This is a genomic window from Photobacterium piscicola (genome assembly GCF_046058925.1).
GTDB lineage: Bacteria > Pseudomonadota > Gammaproteobacteria > Enterobacterales > Vibrionaceae > Photobacterium > Photobacterium piscicola.
Genome location: NZ_CP175535.1, coordinates 97329 through 121178 on the forward strand (window position 1 = coordinate 97329; position 23850 = coordinate 121178).

Genomic DNA, 23850 nt, shown 5'->3' on the forward strand with positions numbered 1-23850 from the left:
GGCTTAATATTTGCTTATTTTTAAGAATAATAATCAAATTTGAGGCAAAACATAATATGCATTCACTTATCTCTGATTCAATATCGTTACAAATTGGCGCACTTCAAAATATGCAGCACCAATTAACGCCTACTCAATCTGAAGCGCTGACGACATTGATTCAGCATCAGACAGGTCAAATAATCTTTGCCGGGATAGGTAAATCGGGGCATATTGCAAAAAAAATCGCCAGTTCCATCAAAAGTCTCGGTATCAATGCTACGTATCTTCATGCGAGCGAGGCAATGCATGGCGATATAGGTCCTTTAAATCATCATGATCTGGCTTTTTTAATCTCGAACTCTGGCGAAACAACGGAAATCCTCGCCTTACAATCACAGCTAAAACATCGCCATATTCCTATCGTTACGTTAACGCGGAATCACTCCAACAGTGTCGCTATGCAGGCAGATCTCAATCTTATTGCGGGATCATCAATAGAAGCCGATCCACACAACATATTACCGACATCATCAACAACTTGTGCTTTAGTGATGGGAGATGCTATCACCATAGCAATCGCTAACTATCATGCCTTTTCTAAAAATATTTTTGCTCATAATCACCCACATGGCAATCTTGGCTTGCATGCCTTAAAGCCAATTAAAACTCAATTAAAATCAGTGCCTATTATTGATATAGCAACTCCACTACAGCAAGTGCTATCACAATTATTATGCGGCCATCAAGGGTGTGTCCTCGTCGGTAGCCAGCAACAACTCCAAGGTCTGATTACTGAAGGGGATTTAAATCGTGCTATCTCTCATAACCCTGAGCACTGGCAACATATTCCAGCAAAAGAAATTATGTCAGCTAATCCGGTGACTTTAGATGATAGTCATACGGTACATGATGCAGAACAACTAATGCAACAACACAATATTAATACTATTGTTATAGTATATCATAACAACACTCAGCATATATCAGGTGTTTACACTCGTATTTACAGGAAGAAAATATGAAAATAGTCGCCGTTGTTCCAGCAAAAGGTAACAGTGATCGTATACCATCAAAAAACAGCCAATTGCTTGATGGTAAACCTCTTTTTATCAATATGTTAGAGAAGCTAATAAAGTGCCCATCTATTGATGAGGTATGGCTGGATACTGATAGCGATGAGTTTATAGAAATAGCTAACGAGCTCCCTATCCACATCATGAAACGAGAGCGCCAGTTAGCCAGTAACACAACTGATGGTAATGCATTATTTTTAAATGAAGTTTCACATATTGATGCTGATATTTATTTACAAATTTTATGCACCAGCCCATTTATTGAAATTCAAACGATTGAAGATACCTTAGAAACACTAATAAATAATCCTGACTATGACAGTGCTGTAATGGTAAAAAAAGAAAAACAATATTTATGGCATAATAATCGTCCAGCTTATGATATTGAGCATATACCCAATAGTGTCGACCTTACAGATACGATCATAGAAACTATGGGGATGTATATTATGTATCGTGACAATGCGCTTACGTTAAAAAGACGCGTCGGAGATAACCCCTATCTTGTATACGCAACACCGATAGAAGCGATTGATGTCAATTGGGCTGAAGATTTTCAACTAGCCAACCTCATCGCAGCAGGAATACGAGAAAAAGAAAATCACTTACTACAAAATATTTCAGCATCCATATCAAGCGCAATATTATCTGACATATTAGATGAATTGGGTTATCCAAACCAAATAATTACAACTCTTAAACCCTATACACCCACTAAAATCTTTGGTCGTGCGAAAACATTAAAGCTTCGCAAAAAAAAGCAAGATGAATCTCCATCAGGAATCTACAACGCGTTAAATACCTATAAATATATTGTTCCTAATGACATTATTGTGGTTGAAAATGAAATTTCTGATTATGCCTACTTTGGTGAGTTGAATGCTAATCTCGCTATTCGTTCTGGTGCTATCGGCACGATTGTTGGTGGCGTAACTCGTGATAGCCAAAATGTTGCAAACCTCAATTATCCTGTTTTTTCTACAGGCTATAACTGCCAAGATGTTAAAAATAGAGCCGTTGTTGAACATTTCAATAAAACAATTACGCTTGATAATGTAACTGTTGAACCTAACTGTTTAATTTATGCTGATAATGAAGGTATTGTTGTTGTACCCCGACACGTTGAGAGAAAAGTAATTGAACGTGCTCTTACGCTTACCCGTAATGAGCGACATATTTTAAATGATATATCCAATGATATTCATGTTGATGAATTGGTGGCAAAATATGGTTTCTTTTAATCCCCCTTTTTTTTCGATTGTAATACCGATCTACAACGTAGAAGAATATCTATATGACAGCCTAAAATCGGTATTGGTGCAAAGCTTCTCAAATTTTGAGGTGCTGATGATTAACGATGGCAGTAAAGATAACTCCGTTAATATATGTAAACAATTTGCAGAAAAAGATGCGCGGTTTCAACTTATCGAGCAAGAAAACCGAGGCTTAAGTGGTGCAAGAAACACGGGTATTCGTCACGCTAAAGGCCAATTTATCGCTTTTCTAGATGGCGATGATTTATGGCATAAAGATAAGTTAAAGACCCATTATTATTTACACCAACTGAACCCAACTATTTCTATGAGCTATAGCCAATCAAAGCTTATTAACATGGATAATAAATCCATTAACCTACAGCAGACGCCAAAAATAAATAACATCACAATTAGTGATCTTTATTGCCGAAATCCTATAGGTAATGGATCGTCTGCCGTCATTAAAACAGTAGTCTTAAAAAAAATCGGCTTTTATTGTCAAAAACACCACCCTGATATGCAATTTTTTGATGAATCATTAACCCAATCTGAAGATATTGAATGTTGGATGCGATTATCGACTATTACAAATCTGAAAATGAAAGGGTTAGCTTATCCACTTACTATCTATAGAATAAATATTCAAGGATTATCGTCTGATTATAAAAAACAACTCTTGAATTGGTTAAAAATGAATACTAAAGTGCGGAATTATAATCCTAATCTAATTAAACAATATAGACATAAAGCACTCGCTTATCAATTACGATACATATCACGCTGGGCTATAATAAAAAATAAAAAGAAAGAATCTATCTGCTACATATTTAAAGCTATACGGATCTATCCTAAAATAGTAATTGAAGAGCCTACTAGAACTATCGTGACACTAGGTTCAAGTATATTATTGGTTATATTACCAAAAATAATATTTTCTCGAATATTTACTTTCGCTCAACAAAAGCTTGGCCGTTATCTTCAAAGTCAATCTCATTAAAGTGACAATCATAAAAACATACTCGTAAAGCCATTCCAATAAATAGCCATCCCGGCCACATCAAATAAGATAAAATCTCAATATTTTCCGTAAATGAATACATTAAAAAAATTAGAATAACAAAAAACCCTGACAAATAATCACGTCGGATAAAACTCTTAAAGAATAAATATAAAGTAGTTGCTATTAACGGAAGAACATAGAGTAACAAACCTATTATTCCCTTTATGAATAATAACCCAATAAATGTATGATGGCTTCCTATTGGCATAAACTGTACGATATGAGGACCTCGTTCAACATTCCCATGCCCGAACCAAAAAGATTCGCTATACCATCGATACAAACCAATATCATTTAATGTTTGCCTTATCATACTCGATTTTGATCGCATGCTATTAATATAGTTAACTAAACTAGACACACTTTCAACTATTTCGTTAAGAAAAACACCCAATATCAAACAACAAATAAGCATCATAAATAGAATAAATATCACATCAAAAAAACAGCTAATCACATATATAAATATCAACATCAGTAATATGACAATTCCTGCTCTAGATTCTGATAAGAAAACTAAAACAATCGCAGAAAATAATGCAACATATTTTATTTTATCTGATGGTCGAGGTAAAATAATGGATAATGCTAATAACGCATAAAATGCTAATGCAGGAGACCAAGGTGCAAATAATTGCCACCTAGGTAACCCTGTATTTGAATCATTCCAATATAACCACACTTTAAAAAACTGTTCACCTCCACCACCAAAAAATTTCAATGGTGATATATAGAGTAAAGTGGGGAAATTAAGAAAAGCGACAACAATAAGGAAAGGTGATATTAATAAACTTTGCCACAATATATTTATTATAGCTCTTTGAAATATATAATATCTAATAGGTAAAATCGACCCTATAAATATAAATATTCCGATTAATGCCCACCCTTTAGCCCAACCAATTGTTGACTTTATTGTCATTAATATACTATGACCCGTATTCAATGAACCAATAACAACAACAACTTCAATTAATAAGATAGAAACAATCCAAGCAGTTGATAAATAATGTATTTTTATTTTAACATTAAAAATAATAACTAAAGAACGATATAGCAAAATCCAAGCTAAAATCGGGCCGACTAAGTATAAACCACCTATTAAATATAATGGATAAGTGAGGATTATCGTAAAGTATATTATTCTTTCATCTAGATTTTTAAATGTTGTTTCTTGTAAAATAGACATAAAATAACAACCCAAATAATAGACGTAATAATACCAATAACAATTATAATAATATGCGTATATTTACCTTTTTCACTTACTATTTTTGCACCTTCCCATAATTGAACATCAGGATAAATATATTCTGCGTCATCAATATAGGCCTGTTCATTACTTAATTTCGCAAAATATATAGCCTCATGGAGTTCTAATTTTTTTGTTAGCATTTCTAATTGATTTTGTTTATCTAACATTTCTATTAATGTGTTTTTTAATGTTTTTATCTCAATATCTATTTGATTAAATTCATTCACTACTGTTTGATATTCTATTTTGTTTAGCACATAAACTTTAAATATTTCAGAACGTTCATCAATATCTATATTAAGAATTAATCTTTTTGTATTATTATCATTTAGGCCTTTATTTAAAAAAGACAGTCTATTATTTATATTATTTGTTAACTGGCGATATTCTTCTTTTATATTTTTCAAGTCAGGATTATTCGCACCACTAACGGCAGCTAATAATGACAGTTTTGATGATACTTCTGCTCTTTCTTGATACAGTCGCTTTAAAATATAATCTGAATTAATATATAATGCTAATGATGCTTCTTCTGCTGTTAACTTTAAAACTTGTTCAAACTGTTCTAGTTTTGTTCTTAATGATATGAGTTCAATTTTCTTATTACGAAAAACGTCATCTAGTTTATATAATTTTTCAGAGTAATCGTTATTAGAATTATCATGTAAAATATTATACTTAACTCTAATATTTTTTATTTCCTCTGTTAACAAATCTATTTTAAATTTAGAGTTATCAATTTTTATTTGATTAGATATATTTCTAAACTCAATATACTTATTTCGTTTTTTTTCTATTTTATTATTTAAATTATAAAGTAAAGAATTTAGCATCGACACCAAATTTTTCTTATGATCACTAACCATAGAAATTTTAATCAATGGTGTTTGAGGAACATTAGTGATTTTCGGTGCCGGTATGTTAAAAAATGTCAAGTCAAGATCATCTGCAATATTGACTCTCATCTCATTACTCATAATAATTTCTTTATATGTCTCTTTCGGATCTATTTTCATATTAGAAAATATTGATTGGTTATTTGTCGTCATCTCACCAATACTTGATAATTTTAATCGAGTGTCTGATTGAGAAGATGGGAAAATAATCGTTAATCGACCTTCATACTTGTTCTTTAGCATCAAAGCGCCTACTAATACTCCCCATATGAAAATCAATCCAACAAGGAAAAAAAGAAGGTTATATTTCAATGCTTTAATTACCATCCTATTAATCCATGTAGAAGAGTGATTGGTAATAATGTTTCAGTTAATGACTTAACAATCGCCAAGTAATTCGTCATTCCTGAATCATAACAAGCTATTTTGTCGCCATTCATTAAATAAGGATTATAATGGGGGCTATTCCTATGCTTAATTAAATCATATGTCCCAATTTTTAATGCCACTAGATTATCGTCATTATTTAAGGATGTTATTAATAAAACCTCTCGACCACTATTTGTTGATTCCGTTCCGCCCATACAATTGGCACTGAACACTGCATCCATAAGCCGAGATCCATAAGGCATCTCTCTCGTATCACGATTAATATTACTTAAATTATTATTTTCTGCGGGAATTGTTGTATTAGATAAGAATAGCTTAATACCAATTGGGGTTATCTTTGAAACTCGAATTAAATCAGCATCAACACATAATGAAGATCCAATATAGATTTCATCACCGTTTGCCAATGGAATATCTTTAAAGCCACCATCACTTAAAACACCATTAAGATCAATTATATAACTTACCCCATCACGCACTAATCTAACATTTGTTATATCCGCAGTCGGTTTTATTCCTCCGGCTAATTTAATCGCTAAAGTAAGCATCTTATCCTCTGTATGAGAAATACCTAAATCCTTATAATGATTAAGTATAGGATCATTTTTATTAATAATGATAAATCCTGGTTTAAACACCTCGCCATTAACTTTTATTGAAATAGGAGCATATTTTATAACAGTGATAATAGGATAAAAACTGTCCTTTTTAAAAATATCATTAGCAATATAAGAAGTTAGTATTTTTTCATTTAGTTCATCAATAGACAGTCCTTCAGCCTGTATCGGAGCAATCCAAGGTAGATATATATTGCCATTTGATTTAATTATATAATCTTTAGATAATGTAACATTATTCAAAATATTAACATTTAACACATCACCAGCTGATAATATTTCATTTTTATTTAAAATTCTGTCTACATTGTTATTAATATTTCCAGTGATATTACTATTTGTATATTTTTGGTCTGTATGATAATTGCAATTTTCATTACAATAATTTAAACATTTAGTAGAACTATAACTATTAATTGTGCGCTCATTTGCACAACCTAATAACATTCCAATAATTAACAAAATAGTAAGAGCATGCATTACATTGCTCCTTTCGCACTAAAAACAGCAGGAATAGTTTTAATTAAAATAATAAGATCTAATACTATTGATCTCGTCACAACATAATTTAAGTCTAACTCAAATTGCTTTTTACATGATAAATCAGAACGACCTGAAACTTGCCATAACCCAGTCATTCCTGGTTTAATAAGTAAGCGTAATTTATGCACTTGGGTATATTTATCAACTTCATCTTCTAAAGCTGGTCGTGGACCAACCAACTTCATATCACCTTTTAATACATTGAGAAATTGAGGAACCTCATCAACAGAAAACTTTCTTAACCAAAATCCAAATCTTGTTATTCTTGGGTCTGATTTGTTTTTATATCTAATTCCATCACTCACATATTGTTTAAATTCCTCTTCTTCTAAAATAATATCACTGTCCATTGTTGTATATTTATACATAATGAACCGTTGACCATTTTTCCCAACTCTTACTTGTTTAAATATTGGATTTTTTCGTTCTGTAATAAATAACAAACCACATAAAATAATATGAAATGGCGCCCACATTATTAATGCAATAGAAGAAATAATTATATCAAGAGTTCGCGAAAAGAAATTCAAAAAAAACATTCTAATATCTAATGCATGTGAAATATTCCAAAATATAAAATTTGCATTGCCAACGATATAGCGATTCCATAACCGCTTAGGCTCTTGATATAGTCGGTATAGCCATTCACACCCAATCTGCCTTACCAGTAAAGGCGCTCTTTGTACTTTTCCCGCATAAAAATCAAACATCCCACCCACACAAATAACGAGATTAACTGTTAAATATTTATAATTGTCAGCAACCCATTGCTCTTGTATAGGAGAACCAAATCCAACAAATAAGATCTGAGCTTTTGATTCATTTATATAATCAATAACCAACTTATCATCATTAAAAAAACCATGATGACTACCCGCAACATTTAAATTAGGATACATAGTCTTAAATTTAGCGAGCGCATTTTTTGAAATATCTCCTTCACCACCAAGAAAAAATACAGACCAATTCTCTTGTGCTGCTAACTCTAAAATTTTAGGACTGAAATCAGTACCATTAATATTGTCACCAGGTAGCACGCCTTTGATCCTTAACGCCCACTTTAGACCAACACCATCAGGTAACACTAAATTAAACTTACCTAAGTTTTTACGATATTGACGACTGTCTTTTAACTTATTTAAGCAATCAGCGTTAACATAACCTATTAGACTTGGCGTCTTTTTAGGTATCGCTATAATCAATTGTTTAATTATATTTAATGCAACCGTTTGTTGACCGTTAAAAACGTCAATGCCAAACCATTTTATGCGTTGATTAATGGGCTTATGTGTCACTTTAAATAATAAAGAATAAGCATATAGCAGCGGATATATCATCTTTTTCCACCAATACATCTTCAATTCCATATCATCACTTAAATGATGATATTCTGGTGGCGTAATGCCTAAATTTTCATGAATATCTCGCGCAGAAAAAGCACCAACATACTGGTTATCACTGCTATAAGCAATTTTCGGTGAAAAGCCAATGAGATGTAATTCTCCCTTTACAACAGCCAATAATCTCGCTAATCGGCTAGTTTGATAAAAACGATAATCAAAACCGCAACAATACTCATACCGACTTAAGACTCGTCCACATAAGCTATAGTTTTGAACTGCATAACAAATCCATACAGGAAAACTTACTACACTGTATATCAATGCAATTAAACGATCGAGTAAGGAAACATCCACAATCATTACTCTACTCATCATTCTATTCATAACGCGACCTATGGATAATAATTAATGAAAATACAATGTGTTATATTTAACTATAATCTTCCAAAACAAACGGATGAGACGTACGACTATCTAATTAAGAACAATTTCTCTCCAGATCACATCATTGTTGTTGATAACGGCTCAGACAAAGCCCCGCCAGCACTTTCAACCAATTTAGCATTACCCTTTAATGTTCGTTTTTCTGGGCAAGCAAATGTAACCCTCAAATTTCTTATGACTTATCGCCCTTCTGATTACTATTTATTAATAACAACCAGTGCAAAACTTGATCCCACCATTAACTATCTTGATATCTGTCATCAGACGATTGATGAACTATCAGCATCATTTGGCGTTGTTATGGCGTCTCTAAAAGGTGGAGAGACAGAAACAATCAGTCCTGAACAGTCCCACCATGATCTTACTCAACACAACATCCCCTATCGTTCGACCTATTCAGCCCAACCGATTATGACGCTAGTTTCGCACCAGCTTTTATCTATCTGTTACAAAAAACATGCCGCTTATTTCAACACTGACTTAAAAAGGGGACACGGTATCGATATTGAGCTTCAACACATAGCGTTAAATAATGGATTAACGGCTGTTATATCACGTGACCTATGGGTACATTGGAAGACAAATCAAGTACATAAATTAAATCTTGCGGATGAATCAGCGTATGAATATCGCTGCCAAGCACAAGTAGAGATGGAAAAATGCTTTGCAAAAAGATATGGCGAGCAATGGGAAAAACAATTTAGATCGCAATTTGCAAAAATAACCGGTTCAAAAATGAAAATAACGACACGAGGTCGATACAAATTCGCATCCTTACGACAGCTATGGTATCGAATAAAACTGGCTTTTTTCAAATTTAAAAAATAAATAAAATAATACTTTTGTTGGTATTAATATTGCTTAATATTAGTATTGTAAAAACAAGAATCATATAAGAATAGGATATTCTATGACGTCTTTTTTAAAAAAATCATCAGCTTATTTAATATCCAATATTTTAAATGGTTTATCATTACTGTTTCTATTACCCTTTTTAACTCGCTTTCTTTCTGCCGAAGAATATAGTCAGATTGTATTATTCCAAACCTTAATTTTTGGTTTATTATCATTTATACACCTCAATGTTTTTCAAGCTTCAAATATAAAATATTTTGACCAAGAAACCACACATAAAGATATTCAACACTATAATAGTGGTTGCATCATAATACTTATTTTTTCTATTTTACTTTTTACCTTACTATTATTTACACATTTATCATTTTTATCTGAATTATTATCACTGCCACAATTATGGATTCCATATGCGATGATCATTGCTATAGCACAAACCTTTATTCAATTTTGTTTATGGCAGTGGCAAATGAGAAAGCAAGCGTATCAATATTCACTCTATAACTCCTGCTACATTATACTTTCCTCATTATTTACATTAATGCTGCTATATGCCTTACACGATAAAATAGACGCAAGAATCTACGCCTTACTGACTATTTCTGCGGTTTTTTTTTGTGTTCAATTTTTATTATTATCAAAAATAATTGGCTCATTTTCTCTCACGTATCAATTGCCATCATAAAAGATATTTTAAAAGTAGGTTTGCCATTAGTTCCCCATTCTGTCGGAATCTTTATTTTAGCCGGTGCTGATAAATTCATTATTAGTGGCATTCTTGGTCTCACTACTATTTCATCATATCTTGTTGTATTTCAAATTAGCACTGTTTTTATTTTTGTATTTGACGCTATCAACAAAAGTTATTACCCATGGCTATTTGAAAAATTAAATGAAAACAATAAAATCACTAAAAATAAACTATGGGTTTTAACCTATATTTATTTTATTTTTTTACTCGTAATATCACTGTTTTTCTTTTTTCATGGTTCTGCATTAATTACGTTCATCGCAGGTCAAAATTATATTATCAATAATAATATTGTAGGCCTTATTTTTCTTGGACAAATATTTGGCGGCATGTATTTGATGATCAATAACTATTTATTTTACGACAAAAGGACGCTGTTAATTTCAACAATAACCATTTCATCAGGTATCATTCACTTATTATTAATTTCTTTATTATCATACTTTTGGGGAATAACTGGTGCGGCACTATCTTTTTGTTTATCTAAATGCATTCAATTTTTATTAACATGGTTAAATGTTTATAAAATAACTATAATTCCAGTGCCAATTAAAGGCGGATAAATAGGTCTCATCCGCCATCCATTTTCTACCCTAAACGTGCGCGAATCCATTGCGCAATATCTTTAATTTGAGGCATACATACTTGATGTTCCATTGAATATGTTCGCCATTGCGGTTGATAACCGGCAGCAATCAGATCATCACGCGCCATTTCTCCAAGTTTGGGTACCACGACAGGATCATAACGACCATGCATGATCTCGATCGGAAGCTGGCGGTTTGACTCACTGTATTGAATAATATTCGCTGTTGGAAAATACGTTGATAACGCTAGTAACCCTGCTAACGGTTTAGAATAGCTTAGCGCAGCATGATAGACCACAGCGCCACCTTGAGAGAACCCAGCCAAAATAATTCGCTCAGAGGCAATGCCGCGATTGATCTCTCGATCAATTAAATTCATCACACCTTGTGCAGAATCAATGAGTTGATCTATGTTGAGTTTGCGAGCTACATCCAATGAGATAATGTCATACCATGCAGGCATTACAGCGCCACCATTAATGGTAACAGGGATAGAAGCTGCATGAGGAAAAATGAAACGTATTGGCATATCAGTAGGTAACTGTAACTCTGGTAACAATGCTTCAAAATCATGGCCATTAGAGCCTAAACCATGCAACCAGATAACACTTGCTGTCGCCTCAACGGTAGGTTCTACTTCAACACAAGGTAAATAGGTTATATTCATATTCTTATCCTTATATAAACCGTTGTCACTATATCGCTGATTTTATTGCTCGCGCAAGTCGTGATGGCGCTAATTTTGGATTAGGATTTGTTTGATCAAAAAACTCGCTCACAACATCAACAATAGCGGATTGCACATCGGCTGTTGTCGCTAAATTTTGAGAAAAACTGGGTACTAAATCCCCAGATAATGACGCTTGTTTAAAAGCTTGCATCGAATCTAATGCACATTGATCAAACGCTGACATATCCATGTCTAATCGAACAGGAATCGACCCTTTATTAAGATTAAATACATTTTGAAAAGACGGAGTTAATAAGGTTTTAGCCAAATCATGTTGCGCAATATTGTCAGCTTCGGTTCCTTTTAATTTAAAAAAAGCCAAACTATCAATGTTAAATGTAAACTGGTGCTGCGTACCCGGTGCTGGTACACATAAATAATCTTTACCGGGAACGTCGCCTACTTGTGCAAATTCTCCTTTAGCCCAGTCTCCCATAAACTGCATCGCTGCTTGACCATTAATGACCATTTCGGTGGCAGAGTTCCAATGACGTCCACTTGCTTGAGGATCAATATAAGCCTTCATCCGTTTAAACTGTTGAAAGACTTCTACCATTTTCTTGCTGTTGATAACCGCCATATCTAGATCAACAAAGGCTTTACGGTAATCCACTGACCCTAATACTGCTAATGCAATGCTTTCAAATAAAGTGGCATCTTGCCAAGGTTGACCACCGTGCGCTAACGCAATAAACCCGGCAGCTTTAATTTTATCGGCTGCCACAAAAAACTCAGCTAAGGTTGTTGGTACAGCAGCACCTGCGGCTTTAAATACTTTAGGATTAACCCACAACCAATTAACACGATGGACATTAATAGGAACAGCCACATAATGATTATTATATTTCATGATATTTGCTACAACGGGTGGAAGCACTTTATCCCAATGTTCTTGCTGAGCAACATCATCTAATGAGGTAAGAAAACCTAACCGTCCCCATTCTTGAATATCATGACCTTTTAATTGTGCCGCAGTAGGTGGGTTCCCCGACACTGCTCGCATTTTTAACACGGTCATTGCACTTTCACCACCGCCACCAGCCACCGCGAAATCTTTCCAACTGTGGTGTTGTTGCTCCATCATTTGCTTGAGCACTTTCACTGATTTAGCTTCGCCGCTTGAGGTCCACCAATGCAATACTTCAACTTGTCCCGATGCATGTGCTAATGTTGCTGGCAGCCAAGATGCTGCTACGGCTAATATCAAATACGCTAGTTTCATGCTTTCTATTTCCTTAAGCTAATGCAACGGGCAATACACGCGGTAATACCACCACGACAATTAGCCCTTGTGTTAAACTATTTTTGATAATCAGCTTACCACCATGAGCATGGATAATATTACGTGCAATCCCCATTCCTAAACCATGCCCATCAGCATCCGTCGCTAGGCGAAAATAAGGTTCAAATACTGCAGATAATGACGATTCAGGAATACCCTTACCTTGATCAGTGATTGTCAGAATAATCTTGTCTGGCTTATCTATTGCTGCGACCGTCACCTGATGACCATATTTAACACCATTATCAATTAAATTACTCAAGCAACGTTTTAACCCTAATTCTTTACCCATGATTGGCGCTATGATCAATGTTGGTAAGGTGACTTTTGTATCACGGTGATTATGGCGCTCAGCAATACTGGCTAAAAGCAGATTTAAATCAATTGGGACAATATTTTCGTGTAAATCTGTATCTTTAACACATTGTAATGCCCCTTTTACCATCATCTCTAATTCATCAAGATCATGGTTAAATTTATCTATTTTTTTATCGTCATCAATAAGTTCAACCCGCAGCCGTAATCGAGTAATGGGGGTCTTTAAATCATGAGAAATTGATGAGAATAATTGTTCTCTATCTTCGATATAGCGTCGTAAACGCAGCTGCATACGATTAAATGCTTGTGTCGCCATCACCAGTTCTGTCGCCCCTTCTTCTTTAAGTGGCGGTTGATAAATATCTAAACTTAGCGCATTCGCAGCGTCTGCCAATTGTTTTAATGGCTTGGTTTGGCGTCGTACCATGATGTAGGTAAACACCAATAATAAACCCGTGATAAACACCAGAAATAATATTTGCTGGTGAGTGATCACTTCATCTTTTAAGTTCATATAAGGGGCTGGTAATAATGCAGCAATATAAAGCCATTGATCTTTTTCTAATTCAATCTGTACCACTAAAATAGGAGGATCTAAAGGCTCTAGACTCAGCGTGTTGTGTACCCACGATCGTGGTAAATCACTCAATAAAATATCATTTTTAAGAACATGTAATGTTTCAGGCCGAGAAAAATCAACTTTGATTGTTGGCAAACGTGGTAATTTTTGATGCAACACTTTTTCAAACACAGACACAGCCATCTGTTTCTGTTCTGAATGAGCAATGGGATCAATCCGTATTTCTTCATCATTAAAAGAAACAAAAAAACGGGTTCCGCCCATATTACGCAGTTGATCTAACACAATATGCCGATATTGCATCGGTAATGATTGGAAGAAAGTCACCGTTGAGGCAAACATGGTTGCCATACTTGCAGATGTCGATTGCAGCCCATCTAAATCGCGTTGCTTTGATTGGCTATACCAAATTCCCGTCGCAATCACTTGCGCTAAAAATACCGCTAATAATGTTAACCACAATGTTCTCGAAACCAATGATTTCGGGTACAACACTTTCCAATTCATTGACCATTATCCATATAGTAAAAAAGTGTGATGCTTATGCAAGCGATCACACTTTATCCAACGTCATTATTGTTATGTTATGCGTCTTCGTAGATCACATCAGCAGTAAAAATATAACCATTGCCGCGACTGGTTCTGATTAAGCGCTGAGTACGGCCTTTATCGCCTAATCGTTGTCGTAGCCGACTTAAAGCAACATCAATACCACGCTCTGAAGGTAAGGTATCTCGCCCTCGCGTTGCATAGGAAATTGTATCACGATCGAGTATTTCTTGTGGGCGCGATAAAAACAGCATCAATAATGTATAATCACCACCAGTTAATTCAAACTCTTGTTTTTTATCAAGATCAAATAAACAATGCGTGGTGGTATCAAGCCGCCAGTGAGCGAAACGAATAAATCGAGCGTCGGCTAAGGGTTGCTGACTTTCTGTTGGTTTAATGCGCCTTAATAGTGCTTTAATTCGAGCTAATAACTGCCGAGGACTGAACGGTTTAGCAATATAATCATCAGCACCAATTTCAAGACCAATAATTTGATCCATCTCATCAGATACTGCGGTTAGCATGATAATAGGCACATTTGAGTTTTTTCGAATATACTGGCACAGCGTAAAACCATCATCACCGGGCATCATAACGTCAAGTAAAATCAAATCAGGGTAACCGGCAGCTAAACGCCGTTTCATTTCCTCGCCTTCTGCCGCAGTAATAACCTCAAACCCGTTTTTAGTTAAATATTCATCAAGTAATTCACGAATCTCTTGATCATCATCAACAACGAGAACTGTCTTAGTTGCCCCCATTTTATTCATCCCTCACAGATATATTGCTTATTATTTACACATTGATGTATTACTTATCTCGAACTCTATTACCTATTAGCCGTCACAATGATTAATACGGTTCTTGTTAACCAACTCTCCATTTGACCATCTATAATCATAAAAGTCAGAATATATGCCAATATTCGTGACCCAACCGCTATCTTACTAGCAAAAAATATACGTAATTGTAGAAAAAAACATCGATAATAAAACTGTCTCTTTTTACTTTATCTTCATATCAACCAATCTGATCTCATCAAAATTACTTGATAATTATTCTTTCTCCGCAAGTGCTTTTCGTACTTTATTCGCTACTTTAGGTGAAACCCACTGTGTCCATTGGGATTCATATTGAGAAAGAAACTGCACCATCATTTGCTCACCATTAGCATTGTGACTCACTTTCCATGCCATTAATTGATTCATATCTTGATTTGAAAAACGTCGTGTCGATAAATAATCAATAACAGTAGGTGCTCGCCCAGCAAATTCTGTAGTCACAATGGTATCAACAGCATGAGGAGGAAACATCGTCACTTTAGGATTTTTACAAACAGGCTTATCTATACAATCATTAAAATATTCACGATGAGTACCAGAGTTAAAATCTATCCGTACCATTTTATAGAAACCTAATACTGCCGTAGGGGACCAATAATACCCAATCCAAGGCAGTTTTTTAGCATAAGCGTGAGCAATGGACCCTGATAGACCGGTGACATTATCTGTCGATGTTAGCTCAAATCCAGCTTGCTTAAGATTTAGGGCGGTAAACAAGTGTTTCACCGCATTTTGGCAACGTAAGTTAGGTGAGCAATTAAAAAAAGGCATTTTGTTACCGAGATCTGGCCGTTTAAATAAATAAGCATGTTTTCTTATCCCCTCAATCGTTGCCAATGAAGGCTCTTTTTCTACCATATAAGCCGGGACCCAAAAACCTTCTAAGCCACCCTCGTACAATACCTTACCAACAAATTTAATCTTATCTTTTTCAATTCCATGTTCCAATCCTCCTTGTAATGCATTGCGCCACATCTCAGGAATGATATCTGGCTTTCCTTGCATTAAAATAGACTTTGCCGCAAGGACTGTTTCACTGGGTACAAGTTGAGTTTCACACCCAAAGCCATGTTGTAAAATAAAACTATCCACATTAGCAACAAATGTCGCAGAATCCCAATTCATATCCGCAATGGTTACCTTGCCACATTCAACGGCGTGGGCATTAAATGTTATCGCTGATAATACAATCGACATTATAAGTTGCTTAAACATCAATACATTCCTTCTCTAGGATAATTTAGATGTGTTTTCTATACGCTTAGTCTAAACAACCTTAATATCAAACACCAAAAAGAAATAACAAAAACTATCGATACTAAGCATATATATATGTATGAATAATAACGTTTAAAGATAAATACCACTTTATATCGTTTTCATCTCATATATTGCTATCATAGTCCCTATATTCATTAGTAATGGACAATAACAATGTACAAATTAGTTGCACTCGATATGGATGGCACCTTACTTAGTTCTGATGGCACAATCTCAGCACATAATAAGCAAGCAATTGCTGCTGCGCGCGAACAAGGTACCTATGTTGTGTTAGCGTCAGGTCGTCCGATTGAAGGCATGACATGGGCACTAAAAGAGCTCAATATGAATAGCGACAATGATTTTGTACTGTCATATAACGCGTCTCTAGTACAACGTGTAGCAAGCCAAGAAGTGGTAAGAAGCCAAACTTTAATTGGTAGTGATGCTAAAGCCATTGCTGCAATTGCTCATGATCTTGGTGTTCATGTCCATGCTTTCTCTCGCCGTCAGGGTTTGATTACACCAGCACATAACTACTACACAGATCACGAAGCAAAAATTAATGGTCTAACTATCACACTCGCTGACTTTGCTGAATTAGATGATAATGAAGAAATCATGAAAGTGATGATCATTGATGAAGAAGATCGCCTTGAAGCAGCAATTGCTCAATTACCAGCAACGCTATATCAACAATATACTATTGTAAGAAGTGCACCTTTCTTCCTTGAATTTATGCACACCAATAGTAATAAAGGTGTGGGTGTTAAAGCATTAGCTGATTTCTTAAATATCAAACAAGATGAAGTGATTGCAATGGGTGATGCCGGCAATGATCATCATATGATTGAATTTGCAGGCTTAGGTGTAGCGATGGGTAATGCTACCGAAGAGACAAAGGCAATTGCTAACTATATTACTGACACTAATAATAATAGTGGTGTTGCACAAGTTATTGAAAAATTTATTCTTAATGCATAGTTAAGAATAAATCATAAAAAGCCAGCAATAATGCTGGCTTCTTTTAGTGATACTGTTTATTCATTATTTAGCAAGAACAACAGAATCAACATCAATAGTACGTACAGTCCAATCTTTATCTACTTCCCCACGAATAGTAATTTTTGTGGTTGGTGTTACTGTAACGCCACGCCAATCATCATGATCGATCTCGATTTTTATTTCACCAGACTCATCTTTAAACATATAGTCGTCTTTACCAATCGAAGACACAATATGACCAGTCAGCTCTACTGCAGTATTGTCGTCTGCATGTAATGCTGCTTTCACGGTATTTAATACAGGAATAGCACTAGGGCCATTAAATCCCCCTTGAACCTGAGTAAGTGGTGCCGCTTCATGCGGTCCACTAAAACCACCTTGAGTTGATTGCGGTGCAGCCATCACTGACATTGATGAAAACACAAGAACGGAAGCTGCAAGTAATTTTTTCATTTGTCTATATTCCACAGGATTATTCAATGAGATGATAATATCTCAAACACATATAGTATTTAAATTATAACGCTAGGAAATTAAATTCGACAAGATTATTTTTTAATCGCCATAATGAATAAATTTATATATAACGGCTATGGTAATTCTTTAATCATATGTGATGCTAAAAAAACTGACACTATCGTTTCAATATTATCTTCAAGCACTTTGCCTTCACTATTAGGAGCAAGATTCATTACTTGAGGCCAAAAAAGAAGCCCTTGAAACAAACTAATATAAATATTTGTTAATAACATTACATTTTTATCAACGATACAACCGGCGGAAATTGCTTGTTGAAACCACTCAGTAATCGCTTTCGTGCTGTATAAATCTTTAATTAAATTTAATGCTAATTCTGGCTGACGTAAAAATTCCATCACAATTGTACGTGATAATGGAATACCATAAGTTGAATACAAAACATCGACTTCACGACAAGTTATAGCCGTTAATTGCTCGGTTAATGTCTTAGTTGGATCAAATTCATACTTAACATTTTCAGCCACAGACTCTTGAATAATGGTCAATACTGAAACAAATAACACTTCTTTACTCTCAAAGTGACGATATAGCGTCCGTTTCGAAACAGCTGCTTCAGTTGAGATACGATCCATATTTGATGCTAAAAATCCATGAGTTATAAATTCCTCTTTAGCCGCTTCAATGATTGCTAAGTGCTTACGTTCCGTTTGCTTCATCCTTCAGAGATTCCTCATAGTATTTTTATTTCAGTTTATGAGCGCAGTCTAACAATCTGAAACAAAAAAGTACACTGTGTAGTTTACAATCTTGTTTTTATCACTAAAATGCACTTTAAGTTTGCTTCTTTGTAGCAATAAATATGACTAATCAATCTAATGATAGTGGAGAACACGGTGAAAACTCATTCAGCAATGTCCAATGTGACATCGTTAACAATTAATAAACTGGCGATGGCCGTTAGTTTATCTTTAGCGGTAGTGCTGTTGTCAGGATGTAACAGTGAAAAAGAAACAACTGTCACCGCGCCTATCATTAATCTTGCGTTAACTGAAATTGTAACGCCAAAAACAAATACCAATTTAACCTTTAATGGTGTGATCCGTTCTGCTGAACGCGCAGATTTATCATTTCAAGTGAGTGGCCGTGTTAGCCATATTTTTGTTAACGAAGGCGACAAAGTACATAAAGGGCAGTTACTTGCAAAATTAGACCCTAAAGATGCCCAAACCGCGTTTTCAGCGGCACAATTAGAATTAAATAACACCAAGAAAGACTACTCACGTGGTAAGTCTATCTATGAAAGCTCACAAGCTATTGCAAAAAGTGATCTTGATGAACTACTAACACGTTACGATTTGGCTCAAAACCGTCTTGAAGAAGCAAAAAACCAGCTTGCTTACACGCAATTAAAAGCCCCTTTCTCAGGCATTATTGGGCGTAAATTAATTGATAATCACGTGCAGATTCAAGCAAATACATCAGTCTTAACACTGCATAACCTTGATGATTTAGAAGTTGTCGTTAACATTCCTGACATTGTAATGTTAACTGGCATGCAATGTGATAAAGCCAATGCTGAAATTAACAATATTCCAGGGCATTTATTACCGTTGAGCTTACGTACTTACTCAACCCAAGCCGACCCGATTACACAAACTTTCTCGGTTGTATTAGGGCTTGACGATCTTAAAGGGCTTAATATCTTACCGGGTATGTCTGTGAAAGTTTCACCAAGCTTAACCGAATGCCCAGAAGAAAATAACAACCCACTAACGGTGCCATTAACAGCCGTTGTGCCTGACAATAAAAATCAACAATTTGTCTGGGTTGTTGGCAGTAATAACATCGTTGAAAAACGCTATATCAAGGTGGGCACTATCAATAAAAATTGTATTACTGTGCCTTCTGGCCTGAAGGCAGGCGAGCGTATTGTTATTGCTGGCGTATCAAAACTAAAAAATGGTATGGAAATCCGCCCATACACAGACACGACTCAAAACGGAGTGTAAGAAATGGATATCGCTCGCTATACCATTGCCAAGCGTACCAGTGTTTGGGTAATGATTGCTCTGATTTTAATCGGTGGCTACATTAGCTACCTAAAATTAGGCCGTTTTGAAGATCCCGAATTTGTTATTCGTCAAGCCGTTATTATTACGCCTTATGCGGGAGCAACAGCACAAGAAGTGTCAGATGAAGTCACCGACATTATTGAAGGTGCAGTGCAATCGTTACAGGAATTGAAAGAAGTTAAATCAGTTTCTAAACAAGGCATGTCTGAAGTTACAGTCGAAATTAAGCTTGAATTTGCTAAAAGTCAGGCTGATCTTCAACAAGTTTGGGATAAGTTACGTCGCAAAGTTAACGATGCACAGCGCTCGCTTCCACCAGGGGCTGGTCCGTCAATTGTTAACGATGATTTCTCTGACGTTTATGCTTTATTCTTTGCTGTAACAGGTGAAGGCTTCTCTGACAAACAACTATCTGATTATGTAGATAGTTTACGCCGTGAGTTAGTCTTAGTTCCAGGCGTTGCTAAAACAGCAACACTTGCAGAACAACAAGAAACTATTTTTGTTGAGTTCACCAGTGAGCGATTAGCTAAATTTGGATTATCGGTTGATAACGTTTTATCCGTCTTACAAAAACAAAATATTGTGACTGTCGCAGGAAGCTTAACCGCTAATGGTATGCGCATTCCGGTAATGCCGACACCAAATGTAGACTCTTTTAATGATTTAAAAAATCTGCAAGTGGGTATCGGTGACAATCACACTGTATTACGTCTAAAAGACATTGCGACGATTAAACGTGGTTATCAAGAACCGGCATCAATGCTAATGCGTTACAACGGCGAACGTGCGATTGGTTTTGGTATTTCAAATGTCACTGGCGGTAACGTTGTTGATATGGGTGATGCCGTTAAAGCACGTATCGCAGAACTAGAAGGCCAACGTCCTCTAGGTATGGAACTGAATGTCATCTCAATGCAATCAGATTCTGTGCGTGATTCAGTAACGAACTTCATTGATAACCTTATTGCAGCTGTTGTCATTGTATTTATCGTACTATTGCTATTTATGGGTGTTCGTTCAGGTATCATCATTGGGTTTGTATTAGTACTCACCGTTGCTGGTACCTTATGCATCATGCTTATTGATGACATAGCAATGCAACGTATCTCTCTTGGGGCACTGATTATTGCACTCGGCATGCTGGTTGATAACGCTATTGTTGTCACCGATGGTATTTTAGTTCGCCTACAAAATAACGAAGATCGGGAAGTGGTTATTCCTGAAGTTGTTAATGCAACTAAATGGCCATTATTAGGGGGAACGGTTGTTGGTATCTGTGCATTCAGTGCTATCGGTTTATCACCATCAGATATGGGTGAATACGCAGGTTCGTTGTTCTGGGTTATCCTTTACTCAATGCTTTTAAGTTGGCTGTTTGCTGTAACGGTGACGCCATTACTGTGTCACCAGTTCCTAAAAGTAAAAGTGAAAACAACGGCAGATAAACCAAGTAAAGTAGTTAATGGCTACAAAGGTTTGTTATCGTGGGTATTACTTCATCGTAAGACAACTGGCCTATTATTAGTGGCTACTCTTATTGGTGCTATCTGGGGTGTGAAATATGTACCACCTGGCTTTATGCCTGAATCACAACGCGCGCAATTTGTCGTTGATGTTTACCTTCCACAAGGTACTGATATTCAAAATACGGAAGCCGTTGTTGCCAGCATTGAGCAAGACGTTAAAAAGAAACCAGGTATCAGCAATATTTCAAGTTTCATCGGTGGTGGTGGTTTACGTTTCATGCTGACTTACGCGCCAGAAGCACGTAACCCAAGCTATGGTCAATTACTGATCGATATCGATGATTACCGTAATATTGCGCCATTATTAGTTGAACTACAAAAAGAGCTTGACCTTAAATATCCTGAAGCATCAATCAAAGTATGGAAATTTATGCTTGGTCGAGGCGGCGGTAAAAAGATTGAAGCAGGATTTAAAGGCCCTGATAGCAAAGTATTACGCGATCTAGCAGAACAAGCTAAACTTATCATGCTTAATGATCCAAACTTGATTGCAGTTCAAGATGATTGGCGTCAGCAAGTACCCGTTATTAAACCGATATATTCATCTGAAAAAGCACAGCGTTTTGGGTTAACAAATCAAGAAATAAGCCAAGCCATTGCACAAACATTAACTGGTCGTAATATTGGTGTTTACCGTGAAGGTAATGATTTAATCCCTATCATCGTGCGTGCGCCGGATAACGAACGTACTCATGAGCGTGCGATTGAAAATACGGAAGTTTATAGCCGTATGGTCAATGGATTAATTCCTGTTAGCCAATTAGTGGAATCGGTAAATGTTGCTTGGGAAGATGCCATTTTACGTCGTATTAATCGTATTCCGACGATTTTAGTTCAGGCAGATCCTGCACCAGGTGTATTCACTGCGGATGCATTTAATGATTTGCGTGGCAAAATTGAAGCAATTGAATTACCTCCGGGTTATGAATTGACATGGTATGGCGAATACAAAGCATCAAATGACGCAAATGAAGGTCTTGCTACCTCTGCCCCTTACGGCTTTGCAGCAATGATTTTAGCGGTAATCTTTATGTTTAACGCGCTTCGTCAGCCATTAGTAATTTGGTTAACCGTACCATTTGCTTTGGTCGGTGTGACCGTAGGTTTAGTGATTTTCCAAACACCATTTGAGTTTATGGCTATTCTGGGCTTCCTGAGCTTAATTGGTATGATGGTAAAAAATGCTATCGTGTTGGTAGACCAAACTGATGTCGAAATTGCAGCGGGTAAAACGCCATATCAGGCGATTATTGATTCAGCACTTAGTCGTGCTCGACCAGTATTGCTTGGTGCATTTACAACGATTTTAGGTGTGGCGCCATTATTGGTAGACCCATTCTTTAAGAGTATGGCTGTTACCATTATGTTTGGTTTATTATTCGCGACAATCCTAACATTGGTCGTGATTCCACTACTGTATGCGGTATTGTTCCGCGTTAAAGTAGAAGAAACACCACCAGCATAATTAGCATCACAAAATAAAAGGGAGTGGCATCATTGATATACACTCCCTTTTTTATAACCGTAAATAACCTGCGCTCTTATCAATACCATTATTTAATATAATCAATAAGATCTTGTGCTAAACGACGTAACACGCCTGGTTCTGGGTGAGTATGTGAAAACGTTCTAATCCCATAAATTCCCATCACTAAAAATTGTGCTAATTGGTGGCTATCGCGGGCATCGCTTATTTCATTATGCTGTTGGGCTAATGCTAGTTGCTCGGCCAAAGTCTGCTGCCATTGTTTTAGCATATGGCTGATAACATCAGCAACTTCGACATCTTGTTGCGCAAGTTCACTGAGTGATTTTTGTAGTAAACAATCTTTAATCTGCTCACGTTCACACTCATCAACCACCTGATCAAGATAAGCACTGATCGCTCCTAACACTGAAGATGACTCAGCAAACAACGTAACAAACTGCGTATAGCGTTGATTACGGTAATGTTCTAACGCCGCTAATAACAAACCGCGTTTATTTTTAAACGCGCAATAAATAGAGCCAGGATGAAGCCCCGTTGCTTGTTTTAAATCTTGCATGCTGGTGTTGCTATAACCTTTAGCTATAAAAACATCCATTGCCGAGCGTAACACTCGATCACGATCAAATTCAGCACTACGCATAATCACTCTCTTTTGCTTT

The 23850-nt window shown here is 35.8% G+C and carries 21 protein-coding genes; 9 read left to right on the forward strand and 12 right to left on the reverse strand.

Features of this window, described 5'->3' with window-relative positions; genetic code table 11:
• The first annotated feature begins 56 nt into the window (after nt 1–56).
• Genes ACJZU6_RS15130 through ACJZU6_RS15140 form a run of 3 tightly spaced genes read left to right on the forward strand, consistent with a single transcriptional unit; the run spans nt 57 to nt 3308 of the window.
• On the forward strand, nt 57–1004 hold the full coding sequence (locus ACJZU6_RS15130) for a KpsF/GutQ family sugar-phosphate isomerase (protein ID WP_080155648.1): 948 nt from the start codon (nt 57–59) through the stop codon (nt 1002–1004).
• A complete protein-coding gene (locus ACJZU6_RS15135) occupies nt 1001–2296 on the forward strand; it encodes a cytidylyltransferase domain-containing protein (protein WP_080155647.1) in 1296 nt (431 codons plus the stop codon). Before ACJZU6_RS15130 ends, ACJZU6_RS15135 begins: the two co-directional genes overlap by 4 nt.
• Nucleotides 2265–3308, forward strand: a complete 1044-nt coding sequence (locus tag ACJZU6_RS15140) for a glycosyltransferase family 2 protein (protein ID WP_408901297.1) — start codon at nt 2265–2267, stop codon at nt 3306–3308. Before ACJZU6_RS15135 ends, ACJZU6_RS15140 begins: the two co-directional genes overlap by 32 nt.
• Here ACJZU6_RS15140 and ACJZU6_RS15145 read toward each other — a convergent pair.
• The 4 genes from ACJZU6_RS15145 to ACJZU6_RS15160 are packed head-to-tail and all read right to left on the reverse strand — an operon-like array spanning nt 3256 to nt 8799.
• The gene (locus tag ACJZU6_RS15145; protein WP_408901298.1) at nt 3256–4560 is read right to left on the reverse strand and encodes an O-antigen ligase family protein; all 1305 of its coding nucleotides are present in this window, start codon (nt 4558–4560) and stop codon (nt 3256–3258) included. The two genes, ACJZU6_RS15140 and ACJZU6_RS15145, sit on opposite strands and share 53 nt — an antisense overlap.
• Nucleotides 4524–5849 (reverse strand): hypothetical protein, encoded by a 1326-nt coding sequence (locus ACJZU6_RS15150; RefSeq protein ID WP_408901299.1) that lies wholly within the window; start codon nt 5847–5849, stop codon nt 4524–4526. The genes ACJZU6_RS15145 and ACJZU6_RS15150 overlap by 37 nt, the downstream gene beginning before the upstream one ends.
• On the reverse strand, nt 5843–7009 hold the full coding sequence (locus ACJZU6_RS15155) for a polysaccharide biosynthesis/export family protein (protein WP_408901300.1): 1167 nt from the start codon (nt 7007–7009) through the stop codon (nt 5843–5845). Before ACJZU6_RS15155 ends, ACJZU6_RS15150 begins: the two co-directional genes overlap by 7 nt.
• Nucleotides 7009–8799 (reverse strand): WecB/TagA/CpsF family glycosyltransferase, encoded by a 1791-nt coding sequence (locus ACJZU6_RS15160; protein ID WP_408901301.1) that lies wholly within the window; start codon nt 8797–8799, stop codon nt 7009–7011. The genes ACJZU6_RS15155 and ACJZU6_RS15160 overlap by 1 nt, the downstream gene beginning before the upstream one ends.
• Nucleotides 8800–8823: 24 nt before the next feature.
• Between ACJZU6_RS15160 and ACJZU6_RS15165 the strand changes: the two genes are divergently transcribed.
• The 3 genes from ACJZU6_RS15165 to ACJZU6_RS15175 all read left to right on the forward strand — a co-directional run bounded on the left by ACJZU6_RS15165 (nt 8824) and on the right by ACJZU6_RS15175 (nt 11028).
• Nucleotides 8824–9687, forward strand: a complete 864-nt coding sequence (locus ACJZU6_RS15165) for a hypothetical protein (protein ID WP_408901302.1) — start codon at nt 8824–8826, stop codon at nt 9685–9687.
• Nucleotides 9688–9769: 82 nt separating this feature from the next.
• Nucleotides 9770–10399 carry a hypothetical protein gene (locus ACJZU6_RS15170; protein WP_080155640.1) on the forward strand — a complete coding sequence of 210 codons (630 nt, stop codon included), beginning with the start codon at nt 9770–9772 and terminating at the stop codon, nt 10397–10399.
• Nucleotides 10330–11028: a lipopolysaccharide biosynthesis protein gene (locus ACJZU6_RS15175; RefSeq protein WP_408901303.1), complete on the forward strand. Its 699-nt coding sequence runs from the start codon at nt 10330–10332 to the stop codon at nt 11026–11028. Before ACJZU6_RS15170 ends, ACJZU6_RS15175 begins: the two co-directional genes overlap by 70 nt.
• 25 nt (nt 11029–11053) lie before the next feature.
• On the opposite strand, the gene ACJZU6_RS15180 is transcribed toward ACJZU6_RS15175, so the two are convergent.
• The 5 genes from ACJZU6_RS15180 to ACJZU6_RS15200 all read right to left on the reverse strand — a co-directional run bounded on the left by ACJZU6_RS15180 (nt 11054) and on the right by ACJZU6_RS15200 (nt 16571).
• Nucleotides 11054–11713 carry a carboxylesterase gene (locus ACJZU6_RS15180; protein ID WP_080156517.1) on the reverse strand — a complete coding sequence of 220 codons (660 nt, stop codon included), beginning with the start codon at nt 11711–11713 and terminating at the stop codon, nt 11054–11056.
• 34 nt (nt 11714–11747) lie between these two features.
• A complete protein-coding gene (locus ACJZU6_RS15185; protein ID WP_080155638.1) occupies nt 11748–13004 on the reverse strand; it encodes an ABC transporter substrate-binding protein in 1257 nt (418 codons plus the stop codon).
• Nucleotides 13005–13017: 13 nt separating this feature from the next.
• Nucleotides 13018–14469: an ATP-binding protein gene (locus ACJZU6_RS15190; protein WP_080155637.1), complete on the reverse strand. Its 1452-nt coding sequence runs from the start codon at nt 14467–14469 to the stop codon at nt 13018–13020.
• Nucleotides 14470–14546: 77 nt separating this feature from the next.
• Nucleotides 14547–15275, reverse strand: a complete 729-nt coding sequence (locus tag ACJZU6_RS15195; protein WP_080155636.1) for a response regulator — start codon at nt 15273–15275, stop codon at nt 14547–14549.
• A gap of 294 nt (nt 15276–15569) precedes the next feature.
• On the reverse strand, nt 15570–16571 hold the full coding sequence (locus ACJZU6_RS15200; RefSeq protein WP_408901304.1) for a glycine betaine ABC transporter substrate-binding protein: 1002 nt from the start codon (nt 16569–16571) through the stop codon (nt 15570–15572).
• A gap of 219 nt (nt 16572–16790) precedes the next feature.
• Between ACJZU6_RS15200 and yidA the strand changes: the two genes are divergently transcribed.
• Nucleotides 16791–17600: a sugar-phosphatase gene (gene yidA / locus ACJZU6_RS15205; RefSeq protein WP_080155634.1), complete on the forward strand. Its 810-nt coding sequence runs from the start codon at nt 16791–16793 to the stop codon at nt 17598–17600.
• Between the two features lie 63 nt (nt 17601–17663).
• Here yidA and ACJZU6_RS15210 read toward each other — a convergent pair whose 3' ends face one another.
• On the reverse strand, nt 17664–18074 hold the full coding sequence (locus ACJZU6_RS15210; RefSeq protein WP_080155633.1) for a YgiW/YdeI family stress tolerance OB fold protein: 411 nt from the start codon (nt 18072–18074) through the stop codon (nt 17664–17666).
• Between the two features lie 137 nt (nt 18075–18211).
• Nucleotides 18212–18817, reverse strand: a complete 606-nt coding sequence (locus tag ACJZU6_RS15215) for a TetR/AcrR family transcriptional regulator (RefSeq protein ID WP_408901305.1) — start codon at nt 18815–18817, stop codon at nt 18212–18214.
• A gap of 195 nt (nt 18818–19012) precedes the next feature.
• Between ACJZU6_RS15215 and ACJZU6_RS15220 the strand changes: the two genes are divergently transcribed.
• Complete coding sequence (locus ACJZU6_RS15220) at nt 19013–20110, forward strand: efflux RND transporter periplasmic adaptor subunit (RefSeq protein WP_080156516.1); 1098 nt, start codon at nt 19013–19015, stop codon at nt 20108–20110.
• Nucleotides 20111–20113: 3 nt separating this feature from the next.
• Complete coding sequence (locus tag ACJZU6_RS15225) at nt 20114–23167, forward strand: efflux RND transporter permease subunit (RefSeq protein ID WP_408901306.1); 3054 nt, start codon at nt 20114–20116, stop codon at nt 23165–23167.
• A gap of 88 nt (nt 23168–23255) precedes the next feature.
• Here the strand turns inward: ACJZU6_RS15225 and ACJZU6_RS15230 are convergent, their stop codons facing one another.
• Nucleotides 23256–23831, reverse strand: coding sequence for a TetR/AcrR family transcriptional regulator (locus ACJZU6_RS15230; RefSeq protein WP_080155630.1), 576 nt, complete (start codon nt 23829–23831; stop codon nt 23256–23258).
• Between the last annotated feature and the right edge of the window lie 19 nt (nt 23832–23850).